This is a genomic window from Kocuria sp., assembly GCF_030536815.1.
GTDB classification, from domain to species: domain Bacteria; phylum Actinomycetota; class Actinomycetes; order Actinomycetales; family Micrococcaceae; genus Kocuria; species Kocuria gwangalliensis.
Genome location: NZ_JAUNPE010000057.1, coordinates 1 through 14,082, shown reverse-complemented (window position 1 = coordinate 14,082; position 14,082 = coordinate 1). Strand labels below are relative to the sequence as shown.

Below are 14,082 nucleotides of genomic sequence, written 5' to 3'. Positions count from 1 at the left end.
CATGTTCGACAGACTGCAGGCCGACCGCGCAGCCAGGCCCTGAAGGGCTCCTTAGATACGACGCCGCCGCGTCCGGGGTGATCCTGGCGCGGCGGCTTCCGTCCGTCTCCCGTCCCAGGCCGTAACGCTCACCAGTTGAGAAGGCGACGTGTGACGGCGTCGGCCATGAGACGACCCTGGTCGGTGAGGATCACGTGCCCGCCGACAGCGGCGTGGCCGTCCACCCAGCCGTCGGCAATGAGCCCGGCCACGGCGGTGCGCCCCTCGGGGCGCAGGCTCGACGTCTCCAGTCCCTCCCGGACGCGGATGCCCAGCATCACGTGCTCGAGGTACTGGGTGTCCCGGTCCAGGCTCTCGCGACCCACGGCCGGTGATAGACCCTCACGGATCTTGTTCGTGTAGGGCAACGGATGCTTGATGTTCCACCAGCGAACACCGTCCATGTGGGAGTGGGCGCCCGGGCCGATCCCCCACCAATCCTGATTGCGCCAATAGGCAATGTTGTGTGCGCTGCGGTTTTGTTCGGCGCTGCGGCCCTCGCCCGCGCGGGACCAGTTGGAGACCTCGTACCAGTCGAACCCGGCCTCGCGCAGCAGACCGTCGGCCAGGATGTATTTCTCGGCCTGATCATCGGGATCCACCTCCGGAACCTCGCCGCGTCGGATCTGGGCGGCGAGCTTGGTGCCGTCCTCGATGATCAGCGAATACGCGGAGAGGTGATCGGGCCCCAGGTCCAGGGCGGTTTCCACGGAACGCCGCCAATCGGGCAGGGACTCCCCCGGTGTGCCGTAAATCAGATCGACACTGGCCGACAGCCCCGCCTTCCGGGCACCGGCCACCGCGAGAGGCACATTGGCCGGGGTGTGGGTACGCTCCAGCACCGTGAGCACGTGGGGTACGGCGGATTGCATGCCGAAGGACACGCGGTTCACGCCCGCCTCGGCCAGGACCTCGAACGTGCGGTCCGTCACCGAGTCAGGGTTGGCCTCCACCGTGATTTCCGCGTCCGGGGCCAACCCGAAACTCTCGCGTGCCTGCCTCAGAACAGCCGCGAGATTCTCGGCCGGGAGCAGCGTGGGTGTGCCACCGCCGAAGAACACGCTGTGCAGCGGACGCGGTGGCGCCCCGGCGGCGTCGAGAACGGCACGACCGAAGCGGACCTCCGCGGCGGCGTCGTGATGGTAATCCTCACGGGACACGTCCGGGCCCAGCTGGGACATCGTGTACGTGTTGAAGTCGCAGTAGCCGCAGCGCACCGCGCAGAACGGGACGTGCACGTACAGGCTCAACGTGCGTTCGTGCGCCCGGGCCACCGCGCTCGGGGGTAGGGACCCGTCCGCGGGAGCCGGGTCCCCTTCGGGCTGGGCGGGCATTACTTCTTCTTGTCCTTGCCCGACTCTTCGTCGGAGGACAGCGCGGCCACGAAGGCCTCCTGGGGAACCTCCACGCGGCCCACCATCTTCATGCGCTTCTTGCCTTCCTTCTGCTTCTCGAGCAGCTTGCGCTTACGGGAGATGTCGCCGCCGTAGCACTTGGACAGCACGTCCTTGCGGATCGCGCGAATGTTCTCGCGGGCAATGATGCGCGAACCGATGGCCGCCTGAATGGGCACCTCGTACTGCTGGCGCGGAATCAGGTTCTTGAGCTTGCCGGTCATCACCACGCCGTACGAGTAGGCCTTGTCCTTGTGGGTGATGGCGCTGAATGCGTCCACTTGCTCGCCCTGCAGCAGGATGTCCACCTTGACCAGGTCGGCGGCCTGTTCGCCGTCCGCCTTCCAGTCCAGGGACGCGTAACCGCGGGTCTTGGACTTGAGCAGATCGAAAAAGTCGAACACGATTTCCGCGAGCGGCAGGCGGTAGCGCAGCTCCACCCGGTCCTCCGAGAGGTAATCCATGCCCTTCATTTCACCGCGCTTGGACTGGCACAGCTCCATCACGGCGCCAATGAACTCGGAGGGCACCAGCACGGTGGCCGAGACCATGGGCTCACGGATCTCGTTGATGCGACCCTCGGGGAACTCGGACGGGTTGGTCACCTCGGTTTCCGAGTTGTCCTCGAGCGTCACGTTGTAGGACACCGAGGGCGCGGTGGAGATCAGGTCCAGGTTGAACTCTCGTTCCAACCGGTCGCGGGTGATTTCCAAGTGCAGCAGACCCAGGAAGCCGCAGCGGAAACCGAATCCCAGTGCGGTGGAGGTTTCGGGTTCGTAGACCAGGGCGGCGTCGTTGAGTTGGAGCTTCTCCAGTGCGTCACGCAGCACGGGGTAGTCCGAGCCCTCGACCGGGAACAGGCCGGAGAAGACCATGGGCTTGGGGTCCTCGTAACCGCCCAGCGATTCCTCCGCCGGTTTGATGTGCGAGGTGACCGTATCGCCCACGCGGGACTGGCGGACGTCCTTCACACCGGTGATCAGGTAACCGACCTCGCCCACGCTCAAGCCGTTGGACGGGGTGGGTTCGGGGGAAATCACGCCGATCTCCAGCATTTCGTGGGCCGCGCCCGTGGACATCATGCGGATGCGTTCGCGCGGCTTGAGGGTGCCGTCCACCACGCGCACGTACGTGACCACGCCGCGGTAGGTGTCGTACACGGAGTCGAAAATCATGGCCCGTGAGGGGGCATCCTCGACGCCCTGCGGCGGCGGAACGTCCCGCACGATCCTGTCCAGCAGGGCTTCCACGCCCACACCGGTCTTGCCGGATACCCGCAGCACCTCGTCCGGTTCCACACCGATCAGGTTCGCCAGTTCTTCCGCGTACTTGTCCGGCTGGGCCGCGGGCAGGTCGATCTTGTTGAGCACGGGAATGATCGTGAGGTCGTTCTCGAGCGCCAGGTAGAGGTTGGCCAGCGTCTGGGCTTCGATGCCCTGAGCGGCGTCCACCAGCAAGAGGGTGGCTTCGCACGCGGCCAAGGAACGGGACACCTCGTACGTGAAGTCCACGTGCCCCGGGGTGTCGATCATGTTCAAGGCGTAATCGGTGCCGTCCACGTTCCACGGCATGCGCACGGCCTGAGACTTAATAGTGATACCGCGTTCGCGTTCAATGTCCATGCGGTCCAGGTACTGGGCCTTCATTTGCCGCGGGGTCACCACCCCGGTGGCCTGCAGCATGCGGTCGGCCAGCGTGGACTTACCGTGGTCGATGTGGGCGATGATGCAGAAATTTCTGAGCACCGAGGGGTCGGTCGAGGCGGGTGCCGGTGGGTTGACGGCCAACGGTGACACAGGCGGTCCTTTCGTTCTCAGGATGACTCCCCAGTTTCCCACGTTCCGTGCGGATGGGCGAACCGGGCATCCCCGGCTCACACGGGGCGGGTCGCGGGCCGCAAGTAGACTCGGGGGCATGGCAGATTTCATGCGCCTCGCGCGCCAGGGCCTTCGCGCCTACCGCATGTACAAACGAGTGTCCGGTTCCATGCAGCACAACCGCGGCCAGGGCTCGCGCCCGGACATGGACCAGCGTTCGGCACCGCGGCAAGACCGGTATGAGCCGCAGGGCCAGTACGAGCCGCGCGGCCAGTACTCGGCGCCCACCTCGCAGCCCTCCTCCGGTGGTGGGCTGTCCAAGCCCTACCTCGGTGACTGGACCGGCCCCGTGAATCCGCAGTACAACCCTCATCCGGACGGTCGCCCGGATCCCGGTGAGGTGGTCTGGACCTGGGTGCCGTTCCAGGAGGACCACACCCAGGGCAAGGACCGCCCGGTGTTGATCGTGGACCGCGCCGGCGACTATTTGTTGTGCCTCATGCTCACGTCCAAGGACCACGACCATGCCTCCTACAACGACCCGAACTTCGTGGACGTCGGAACCGGCACGTGGGATCGCCAGGGCCGGCCGTCGGAAGCGCGCCTCAACAGAGTGATTCCCGTGCTGGCCGCCGATGTCCGCCGCGAAGGCGCCGTTCTGGACCGCCGTCGCTTTGACGACGTGGCCCGAGAACTCGGGAACCGACGCTGACCACGTTGATCTGATAAGCTTTGTCGCTGTGTGTCCGCGCTGGTCGTCGGGCACAGCGGATGGTTGCCACCGAGCATCCCCACTCTCACACTCAGTCGATGATCATCCGTGAGCCCTCACTGACCGAAATTCCGTGAACAGTTTTAGGAGTTATACGTGGCCAACATCAAGTCGCAGAAAAAGCGCAACCTCACCAACGAGAAGGCTCGCCTGCGCAACAACGCTTACAAGTCCGAGCTGAAGACCCTGATCCGCAAGGTCAACGACTCCATTGGTACGTCCGACAAGGACGCCGCCGAGTCGAACCTGCGCATCGTGTCCCGCAAGCTGGACAAGGCCGTATCCAAGGGTGTGCTGCACAAGAACACCGCGGCCAACAAGAAGTCCGGTCTGGCCAAGAAGGTCTCCAAGATCTGAGTCCGCCTCGGCTGACAGCTTGAGAGCCCGGTACCCACGAGGTACCGGGCTCTTGCCGTACCCGCGGTTAGTGACGAACCCATAGGTCAGCGGGCCCGCGCGCGCCGAACGGGCGGACAACCGGCCGCACGCCGGCCCGAGCTCAGTGCCTACCGTGCGTGGCGATAACGGTAATGGCGCGTTCCACCGCGTAGTACGGGGTGCGGGACTCCCCCTTGACCTGCGCGTCCGCGTGCGCAATGGCCTTGAGCGCCTCGCTCACGTGCCCCGGGGTGAAACGGCGTGCCTCGTTCTGGGCGCGCTCCACCTGCCACGGTGCCGCGCCGACGTCTCGCGCAACACTTCCCGAGCTCCCTCGGGACCCTGCAACAAGCGCGATGAGTCGCAGCTTGGCGCCCAGCGCCGCGACCATGGGCACCGGGTCCACACCCACGTCAACGGCCTGGCGCCAGAGCTTGAGGGCCTGATCGGCGTTACCGGCCACGGCGGCATCTGCCACCCGGAACGCCGTGACCTCGACCCGTCCGCCGTAGTACTTCTCCACCAGGTCGTGATCGACGGTGGTGGGTCCGTCGGAGATCAGCTGGGCGCATGCCGCGGCCAGTTCCGCGGTGCTGGTGCCCACCGCGGCGGCCAGGGCGCGGGCGGCGTCGGGCTCGATGCGTTTTCCGTGCTGCTTGAACTCGGCCAGAATGAACGCGGACTTGTCCCGGTCCGATTTCGGGGGCGCACAATCCACCACGAGAGCCGTCTCTTTGAGGGCATCCAGCAGCTTCTTGCCGCGGTTGCCGCCGCCGTGTTCCCACAGCACCGTGACCTCCGGGTCCGGTGACTTCACGTACGCGAGGGCATCCGTCAGGAGGTTCTCGTTCATGCTCGACAAGTCGGTGACGCACACGAGCTTGGGCTCATCGAACAACGAGGGGCTGGTGACCACGGCCAGCTGTCCCGGGGCGTAGTCCGCCGCGGACATGAGGGTGACCTCGCACGTACCCTGGTGCTCGCGAATCTGGTCGCGTAACGACTCGCGGACCCGCTGGATCAGGTATTCATCCGATCCGGTGGCCAGGACGAGCGGCTGGGGTGCGGCCTCCCGCCAGGAGGTGCCCGAGTTCGACGGCGCTGGTCGGCGCGCGGCTGCCATGGGTCCTCCTCAGCGCGGGATGAGCCCACGCGGTTGTCAGCGGTGTTTGATGGTCTGGCTGATCATGTTAGTCGGAGGGACCGACAAGCTGCTGCCCGGTGCCGGCGTTGTGGACGCGGCCCCTGTTTCGTGGGCCGCTGTCCGGGGTCCCTTGACCGGCGAGGATGAGTCACCGTGTGGAGACGGAGATGCGCGAGCCGTCCTTACGGATCCACAGTGAACCATTCTGATCGGTTCGGGCCACCGCGGCTCCACCGTCCTGGAGCGCCTGTGTGATGACCGGGTGCGGATGCCCGTACGTGTTGTCCTCACCCACCGAGATGACCGCGAGCGCCGGGTCCGCCGCCCGGATGAGTGTGGTTCCGCCGTTGCGGGCGCCGTGGTGGGAGACCTTGAGGATGTCGGTTGTGAGTGCACCGGCGTCCGGTTGGCCGCGGATGAGCCGGTTGGCGCCGTCCTCCTCGAGGTCACCCGCCGAGAGCCACGTGGTGGTTCCGTGCTCTGCCCGAACGGTGATGCGCAGTGCCAGGGATGCGTTGTTCTCGTCCTCGGAGCTCGGGGCGGATGGCCCTGGTGTACGTGCCGCGGAGGGTGGTTCGGGTCCCAGGACCGTCACCGTGGTGGAGCCCAGGTCCAGGGTGTCCCCGGGGCGGGGTATGTGGGCGCGGTCGGCAAAGTTCTGGGCCGATTCCGGTAGGTCACCGGTCGCGGAGGAATACCACACTCGGTCCACGGGGATGTCCCCGGTCAGTGCGTCCAGGCCGGCCGTGTGGTCCGCGTGGTCGTGACTGAGGATCACGGCATCCAGGTGCTGGATCTCGGCCTGATGGAGGCAGGTACTCAGGGCGCGCGGGTCCGGGCCGGCATCCACCAGTACGGCGCTGTGTTGGCCGGTCCGGTGCAGGACGGCGTCTCCCTGGCCCACGTCGCAGACCACCGAGTCCCAGTCCGGTGCCGGGCGCAGCCACCAGATGAGCCCGTGGATGAGCAGCACCAGGGTGGTGACGGCCGCGAGGATCGCGAGCGCGCGGCGTCGGCGGCGGCGTTGTGCTGCGAGCTGCCGCCACACGGGATCGGCAACGGGAACCGGGGCGGGCGTTGCGAGCACGGACCCGTGTGTATCGGTGGGTCGCTGACACCGGGCGTCCACCCAGTGCAAGGCTGCGCCGGCGGACCCGCTGATGGCCGTGAGTAGGACAATGCCCCAGACTCCCGGTGGCCACGGTGCGAGTGCGCCCGGCAGGCCCGCGAAGGAGGTGGCGATCCAGGCCACACCGCGCGCCGGTACGGCGGCCACGGTGAGGGGCAGCTGGGCTGCGCGCTCCCACGCGCCGGTGACCGGTTCGGCGTCGAGGCCGGGAATCAGGAGGAGCGCGGGCATCAGGACCTTGGGGAGGATCAGGACGCAGACGGTGATGAGCCCGGCCACGGTGGCGACGGGCACCAGCAGCGTGGCCGCCATGTTGGCCGGAAGGGAGTAGGTGGGCAGCGCCGGATTGAGCAGCAGGAGCACGGGTCCGCACCACAGCTGAGCCACGAACGGGATGGCGATGCACAGCGCGACCGGCACCGGCAACTTCAGCGCCAACACACGGGCGACGGCGCGACCGCTCACCACGATCCCCGCGGTCGCCAAGACCGACAGGATGAACCCGAAGTCAATGGCCAGCCCCGGTGAGACCAGCACCAGGCCGATCAATGCGGCGCTCAACGCGTTGAGGCTCACCCCGTTGCGGCCATTGAGCATGCTCAGTGCGCCCAGCGCGCCCATTACGGAGGCACGCAGCACGGACGGGTCCGGGCCCACGAGCAGCACAAAGCTTCCCAGCGCCGCGAGCCCCACCACCAGGCATACCCGACGCCCCGCCCCCATGGACAGCGCCGCGTACCCGGTGAGGGTCATCACGAGGGCGCAATTGGAGCCGGACACCGCCGTGAGGTGCGTGAGCCCGGTGGTGCGCAGGTCCTCGCTCAGCGATGCGGAGATCTGCGAGGTGTCCCCGACCGTCATGCCCGGCACCAGGCCGGCCGCGGCCGCCCCGTGGGAGAGACTCAGCCGCGCGAGGTCGGTGCGGGCTCCCGCCAGCAGTCCCGGCGTCCGTTCCGTTTCTCCGGCGCTCTGCCCCACCACGGGCGCCGACGACGCTCGGGCGGTCAATCGGGCGGGGGTCGCCGTGTCCGTGAGGGTCAGGGTCGCGGTGAGGGCCTCACCGTCAGCCAGCTCTCCCCATTGCGGGTGCGTGGCGAACACGGTGATCTCGGTGCGCTCAGTGTGCCGGCCGATCCGCTGCGTCTGCAGCGAAACCACCGTGCCCTCACCCGTTTCACCGTGATGCGCGAAGGACCGGCTCGAGTACGCGGTGGGCTCGCCCGTCACCGTGGCTGACACGCGGATCGTGGCACCCGGCGGATGCTCGGTCAGTGTGGACCGCGCGGGTTGGGTGGCGTTCCACGCGGTCAACACCGCGGCGGCGGCGCACAGGGACGTGACCGCGAGCGCACCGGCGATCTCGGCGCGGCGCCGGCGACGCGAGTGCCCGGGCACAGGAGCGGTGTGTCGACCATGACGGGATTCCAGCAGGACCAGGGTTGTGCCGGTGGCACCCACGCACGCCAGGCCGGTCCACACCGCGGGAATCACCCCGGCGGTCAAGAAGATGACGGCGCACAGCCATACCGTGAGCGCCGATGGGACCAGGCGCAGGTCCCACTGACGGTTCATACCGTGACCAGGGGCAACAGCGCGTCGAGCATGGTCGGGCCGATCCCGCTCACATCATCAAGTTGTTCGGGCGCGGTGAACGGCCCGTGCTCGGTGCGGAAGTCGACAATGCGTTGGGCGAGGACCGGACCCACGCGCGGGAGTTCCTCGAGGTCGGCCGCGGTGGCGGTGTTGAGATTGATCAGCACACCCGAGGCTGCTGCGCCCGGGCCGCGATCGTCTCCCGGTTCGCTCCCGCCCGATGCGGAACCTGCGGTCGTGGGGGCGCCCTGTCCGGCGTGCGGCCCCTGCGCCGTACCCGCACTCTCGCCCGCGGCCGCTGCCTCCGCCGCGCTCGCCTCGTTGGGGATCAGTACCTGTTGACCGTCGGTGAGCGGTTGGGCCAGGTTGATGCGTTCGGTGACGGCGGCGTCCGTGAGTCCGCCCGCGGCTTCCACGGCGTCGATGACACGCGCGCCCGGGGACAATTGCACCACGGCCGGTTTCTTCACCTCCCCGACCACGTGCACGGTCAGCGCGGCGGACGAGTCCCCGGTAGGTACGGTGGTCGGGGCGGCGTCAGCACCCGGAACCGAACCGGACGCGCCCGCCGGTGCTGACGCGGCGCCGGAGGCGTGACCCGCATCCGTCGCGGACCCCGACGCCTCCGCCTCCGCCACGACGGTCGACTCAGGGTCCGAACCACCCGGCAGCAGGGACAGGGCAGAGATCCCGCACACCGCCAGCAGCACGACGATCACCACGATGACCGCCGGGCGGGTGAAGAACGTACGGACCGCCACGGGGTGACGATGCTGCGGGCCGTCGTGTTCGCCGACCTCGTCTCCGGCGGTGACACCGCCGTCCGGATCCGCCGGTTCCCCAGCGCGCTCGGCCACGCCCTCCAACAAGGCCGACAACCGCTCCGTGGCCTGGTGATCCCGCAGTCGGGCCCGTCCCCGATAATTGACCCCGCTCATGGGCACCAGCCAATCCGGTCAACCGGACCCGATGAAGCCTCGGGTCACGGCCTGGGGATCACGGAGCCGGACAGGGCCTCAGGGCTCCACCGGTGCAGCCCGATGACCGTGCGCAATGGGCCGGCCAGTGGGGCCCTCCACGATCGCGGCCTTGGTCCCCAATCCAACGTGCGCACTCAGCACCGCGGGAAGTTCACACACCACCAGCTGCGCATCGGGGCGGTACCGGTCCAGCAGCGTCTCCCCGATCTCACGAGCCCCGTGCGGATCGGAGACGTGATGGATACCCAGCACCGGGGCCTGCACCTCGGCATGCGAGAGCGCCTCACCCGCGAGTGTCATGAACCGGCCCCGCGCCTTGAGCTGCGACACCGGCCGTTCCACGGTCACGATCTTGCCCTCGTGCAAGGACAGCAGCGGTTTGATCTGCAGCATGGTCCCGAGCATTGCGGACGTCGGGTTGATCCGCCCACCCCGGCGCAGGGTCTCCAGGGAGTTGACCTGGATCAGCACCTGAGCATCGGCCGAGGCGGCGGAGGCGGCCGCGGCGACGTCGTCGATCCCCCGCCCCGCCAACGCCGCCCGGACCGCCGCGCGCACCCCCAGGCCCTGCCCCAGCCCGGCGCTGCGGGTATCCACCAGGCGGACGGGAATGTCGATGTCCTGGCGCGCGATCCGCGCCGCGCCCAGGGTGCCGGAGAGTTCCGCGGACAGGTGGACGGAAACAATGGCCTCGAAACCCGCGGCCCGGAAGGCCTCGTAAATCGTGCGCAGCTGCCCCGGGGCCGGCCGCGACGTGGTCACGGGCCGCCCTTCCGCCAGCGCGATCACCAGGGACGAGAGCATGTCCGACTCATCCTCCGTGTAGAGCTGCCCGCCGATCAACACGGGCATCTCCACGCTCGCGAACACCCCGGAGGCCTCGAACTCGGCCTGCCACGCGGGAGGAAGTGCGGCGGCGTTGTCGGTGACCACCGCGACTCTCGCGCCGGGAACGGGACAGCGCCCGTCCCCCGGCGTGACACCGGGTGACGGGCGCCGTTCGGACTCTGGGCTCATCACACCACGATATTCACAAGCTTGGGCGCGCGCACAATGACCTTGCGGACCGTGGCGTCGCCGATGTGGCGCCGCACGGTCTCGGAGGCGAGCGCCGCGGCCTCGAGGTCCGCGTCGGTGATGTCCGCGGCGACCTCCAGGCGGTCGCGGACCTTGCCCTTGATCTGGACCACGGCGGTGACCGTGTCGTCCACGAGCAGGGCCTGGTCCACCTCGGGCCACGGGGCGAGCACCACGGAATCCTCGTGGCCCAGGGCGTGCCACATGTCCTCGGCCGTGTAGGGGGCCACCAGGGACAGCAGGATGGCCACGGCTTCCACGGCCTCGCGCACGGCGGGATCACCGGCACCGGGCCCGCTGTCGATGGCCTTGCGCACCGCGTTGACCAGCTCCATGGTGCGGGCGATCACCACGTTGAACTTCCCGGAATCCAGCAGCTGCGTGGCGTCCGCAATGATTCGGTGGGTCACGCTGCGCAGCGCCGTGTCACCGGCGGCGGCATCCGCGTCCGGGCCGGCGGTGCTGTCCTGCGCCAAACGCCAGGCGCGAGCCAGGAACTTCTGCGAACCCTGCGGGGAGACATCCGCCCAGTCCACGTCGTCCTCGGGCGGGGAGGCGAACACCATGGTCAGGCGCACCGCGTCCACGCCGAACGCGTCCAGCTGCTCGCCCAGGTCCACGCCGTTGCCCAGTGACTTGGACATCGCCTTGCCGCCGTTGAGCACCTGGCCCTGGTTGAGCAGCGCCTTGAACGGTTCCTGGAAACCAATCAGGCCGAAGTCGTAGAGCGCCTTGGTGAAGAACCGGCTGTAGAGCAGGTGCAGAATCGCGTGCTCCACACCGCCCACGTATTGGTCCACGGGCAGCCAGCGGTCCACCTCGTCGCGATCGAACGGGGCGTTCTCGGTGGTGGGTGAGGCGAACCGCAGGTAGTACCAGGACGAATCCACGAACGTGTCCATGGTGTCGGTGTCGCGCGTGGCGGGCCCACCGCACTCGGGGCACGTCACGTTCACCCAGTCCGACGCCGCCGCGAGCGGGGACTGTCCCTTGGGCGAGAGTTCCTCACCGCGCAGGTTCTCGGGCAGCGTCACGGGCAGCTGGTCCTCGGGCACCGGCACCTCGCCGCAGGCCTGGCAGTGAATGATGGGGATGGGAGCACCCCAGAACCGCTGGCGGGACAGCAACCAGTCGCGCAGGCGGTAATTGATGTGGCGCTCGCCGGTACCCGCCTCGCGCACCATGTCGATGGCCCGGGTAATGGCCTCAGCCTTGGGTAGGCCGTCCAGTGGGCCGGAGTTCACCAGTTGACCGTCACCGGTGGTCGCGACGCCGGACACCGCGGGGTCCTCTTCGCCGGTGTCCACCACCGCGCGCACGGGCAGGTCGAATTCACGGGCGAAATCCAGGTCTCGCTGATCGTGGGCGGGCACGGCCATGATCACACCGGTACCGTAGTCGGCCAGCACATAGTCCGCCGCCCACACGGGCAGCTTCTCGCCGTTGAGCGGGTTGAGTGCGTACCGGCCCAGGAACACACCGGTCTTGGTGCGGTCGGTGGCTTGCCGGTCGATGTCCGAGAGCGCCTTGATGTTCTCCCGGTACTCCTCCAGGGCGCCACGGTGCTCGTCGTCAACGATCTCGGCGGCGATCGGGGCGTCCGCGGCCACCACGCAGAACGTGGCGCCGTAGAGGGTGTCGGGGCGGGTGGTGAACACCGTGACGGTGCGCCCGGAGGTGTCGGAGGCGTCCGCGCCCTCGGCGGGGGCGCCCTCGATCACGAAGTTCACGTGCGCGCCCTCGGAACGACCGATCCAGTTGCGCTGCATGGCCAGCACGCGCTCGGGCCAGTGACCCTCCAACTCCTTCATGTCGTCCAGGAGCCGGTCCGCGTAGTCGGTGATCTTGAAGTACCACTGGTTCAGCGACTTCTTGGTCACCGGGGTGTGGCAGCGTTCGCACAACCCGTTGACCACCTGCTCATTGGCCAGCACGGTCTGGTCCGTGGGGCACCAATTGACCGGTGAGTCCTTCCGGTAGGCCAGGTTGTGCGTGTAGAACTGCAGGAACAGCCACTGGGTCCAGCGGTAGTACTCGGGGTCCGAGGTGTGGATCTCCCGCGTCCAGTCCGCGCTGATCGCGTAGCGCTGGAACGACTTCTTCTGCGTGTCGATGTTGCGGTAGGTCCACTCCGCCGGGTGGGTGTTGCGCTTGATCGCGGCGTTCTCCGCGGGGAGGCCGAAGGAGTCCCAACCAATGGGGTGCATCACGTCGAAGCCGCGGTGCTTCCAGTAACGGGCCACCACATCACCCATGGCGAACGCCTCCGCGTGACCCATGTGCAGGTCACCGGAGGGGTAGGGGAACATGTCCAGCACGTAGCGCCGGGGTTTGGAACCGTCGTCGAGGGGCTTGTACACCTCCTGGTCGTCCCAGAACTGGGGCCAGGCGGCCTCGATCCGCTGGACGTTGTACTCGGTTCCCGTCTCCGGGGTGTTCTGCGCGCTCACGGGCCTCGCCTTCACATCACTTCATGGGGTCATCCGCGCACCGTAGCTGCCGGCACCTGGCGCTGGCATGGTGAATCCACGCGGCATGACATGGGGATCTCCCGCCAGTTTAGACCAGCGCCGCAACCGCAGCGTGCTCCCGGACCGGACGGTTACCATGGACCCGCCGCTAGCCCATGACTTGGAGGTCACCGTGGATAATCCGTACGCCGAACGCCGCAGCGTTCAACTGGACGGATACAAGGTCAGATACTGGTTCTACGACGCGGACAAGAAACGTAAACCCCTGATCGTCATGTTGCACGGCTTCCGCGGGGATCACCACGGTTTGCAACTGATCGCCACCGAACTACGTGAGAAGTACCACGTGGTGGTTCCGGACCTGCCGGGCTTCGGCCGCTCCGAACCCTTTCCGGACCGGGAACACTCGATCCCCTCCTACGTGGAGTTCGCCCAGCAGTTCATCACCGCACTGACCGACGGCGCCGTGTCCCCGGACGGCGACAACGGAATCATCGTGGCGGGTCATTCCTTCGGATCGATCATTGCCGCGCACTTCGCGGTAGATTTCCCCTCCATGGTGCGCCGGCTGGTGCTCATCAACCCCATCTCCGAACCCGCGCTGGCCGGCCAGCACAAGAAACTCACGCTGCTCACGGAGCTCTACTACGGCGTGGGTAAAGCACTGCCCCGCGCCCTGGGAGCCAAGATCCTCTCATCCCGGTCCGTGGTGAAACTCATGACGGACGTGATGGTCAAGTCCAAGGACCCCGAGGTCAAGAAGTACGCGTTACGGCAGCACGAGTCCTATTTCTCGACGTTTGCGAATCGGGATGTGCTCCACCAGGCCTACCAGTCCTCCATCTCCGGGACCGTGGCCGAGGTGGCCATGCAACTGAGCATGCCCACCCTGCTGATCGTGGGCGCGGAGGACGACCTGGGGTCCGTGGAATCCCAACGAACCATGGCCTCGTGGATCCGCAGCCACCGCTTGGAAATCATCGCGGACACCGGTCACCTGATCCACTACGAAGCCCCGGCCCTGGCGGCCGAGTACATCGACGACTTCCTCAGCGCCCCGGCACCCGAACCCATGGACGCCCACGACGAGTTACCGCTGGCCGACACCACCGAATCCACACCCGACCAGCTCACCGGCATGACGCCGATCATCCGCCAGGACCAGCTGGCCCGCGAACACGCCGCGCACCAGCCCCTCCGCGAGCGCCGCGGCCGCAACGACGACCGCGCCGGTGAGGATCGCCCGTGAAATTCCTGTTCGACGCCCGCTACATCCGCACCGATCACC

The 14,082-nt window shown here is 67.7% G+C and carries 10 protein-coding genes; 3 read left to right on the top strand and 7 right to left on the bottom strand.

Annotated elements, in window-relative coordinates; translation table 11 throughout:
- Nucleotides 1-128: 128 nt before the first annotated feature.
- Both hemW and lepA read right to left on the bottom strand, forming a co-directional pair.
- Nucleotides 129-1,373 carry a radical SAM family heme chaperone HemW gene (hemW, locus tag Q4E95_RS07065; RefSeq protein WP_303382645.1) on the bottom strand — a complete coding sequence of 415 codons (1,245 nt, stop codon included), beginning with the start codon at nucleotides 1,371-1,373 and terminating at the stop codon, nucleotides 129-131.
- Nucleotides 1,373-3,229 carry a translation elongation factor 4 gene (gene lepA, locus Q4E95_RS07060; RefSeq protein ID WP_303382644.1) on the bottom strand — a complete coding sequence of 619 codons (1,857 nt, stop codon included), beginning with the start codon at nucleotides 3,227-3,229 and terminating at the stop codon, nucleotides 1,373-1,375. Before lepA ends, hemW begins: the two co-directional genes overlap by 1 nt.
- Before the next feature lie 118 nt (nucleotides 3,230-3,347).
- Here lepA and Q4E95_RS07055 point away from each other — a divergent pair, with 118 nt between their 5' ends.
- Both Q4E95_RS07055 and rpsT read left to right on the top strand, forming a co-directional pair.
- Nucleotides 3,348-3,962 (top strand): type II toxin-antitoxin system PemK/MazF family toxin, encoded by a 615-nt coding sequence (locus Q4E95_RS07055; RefSeq protein WP_303382643.1) that lies wholly within the window; start codon nucleotides 3,348-3,350, stop codon nucleotides 3,960-3,962.
- A 156-nt stretch (nucleotides 3,963-4,118) separates the two neighbouring features.
- Nucleotides 4,119-4,379, top strand: coding sequence for a 30S ribosomal protein S20 (gene rpsT, locus Q4E95_RS07050; protein WP_303382642.1), 261 nt, complete (start codon nucleotides 4,119-4,121; stop codon nucleotides 4,377-4,379).
- Between the two features lie 142 nt (nucleotides 4,380-4,521).
- On the opposite strand, the gene holA is transcribed toward rpsT, so the two are convergent.
- From holA to leuS, 5 genes are all read right to left on the bottom strand, one after another.
- Nucleotides 4,522-5,523, bottom strand: a complete 1,002-nt coding sequence (gene holA / locus Q4E95_RS07045; protein ID WP_303382641.1) for a DNA polymerase III subunit delta — start codon at nucleotides 5,521-5,523, stop codon at nucleotides 4,522-4,524.
- Between the two features lie 169 nt (nucleotides 5,524-5,692).
- On the bottom strand, nucleotides 5,693-8,245 hold the full coding sequence (locus Q4E95_RS07040) for a ComEC/Rec2 family competence protein (RefSeq protein ID WP_303382640.1): 2,553 nt from the start codon (nucleotides 8,243-8,245) through the stop codon (nucleotides 5,693-5,695).
- Nucleotides 8,242-9,204 (bottom strand): ComEA family DNA-binding protein, encoded by a 963-nt coding sequence (locus tag Q4E95_RS07035; protein ID WP_303382639.1) that lies wholly within the window; start codon nucleotides 9,202-9,204, stop codon nucleotides 8,242-8,244. Before Q4E95_RS07035 ends, Q4E95_RS07040 begins: the two co-directional genes overlap by 4 nt.
- 78 nt (nucleotides 9,205-9,282) lie before the next feature.
- Nucleotides 9,283-10,263: a DegV family protein gene (locus tag Q4E95_RS07030; RefSeq protein ID WP_303382638.1), complete on the bottom strand. Its 981-nt coding sequence runs from the start codon at nucleotides 10,261-10,263 to the stop codon at nucleotides 9,283-9,285.
- Nucleotides 10,263-12,773, bottom strand: a complete 2,511-nt coding sequence (gene leuS, locus Q4E95_RS07025; RefSeq protein WP_303382637.1) for a leucine--tRNA ligase — start codon at nucleotides 12,771-12,773, stop codon at nucleotides 10,263-10,265. The genes Q4E95_RS07030 and leuS overlap by 1 nt, the downstream gene beginning before the upstream one ends.
- A 193-nt stretch (nucleotides 12,774-12,966) precedes the next feature.
- Between leuS and Q4E95_RS07020 the strand changes: the two genes are divergently transcribed.
- Nucleotides 12,967-14,043, top strand: coding sequence for an alpha/beta fold hydrolase (locus Q4E95_RS07020; protein ID WP_303382636.1), 1,077 nt, complete (start codon nucleotides 12,967-12,969; stop codon nucleotides 14,041-14,043).
- Nucleotides 14,044-14,082 lie beyond the last annotated feature (39 nt).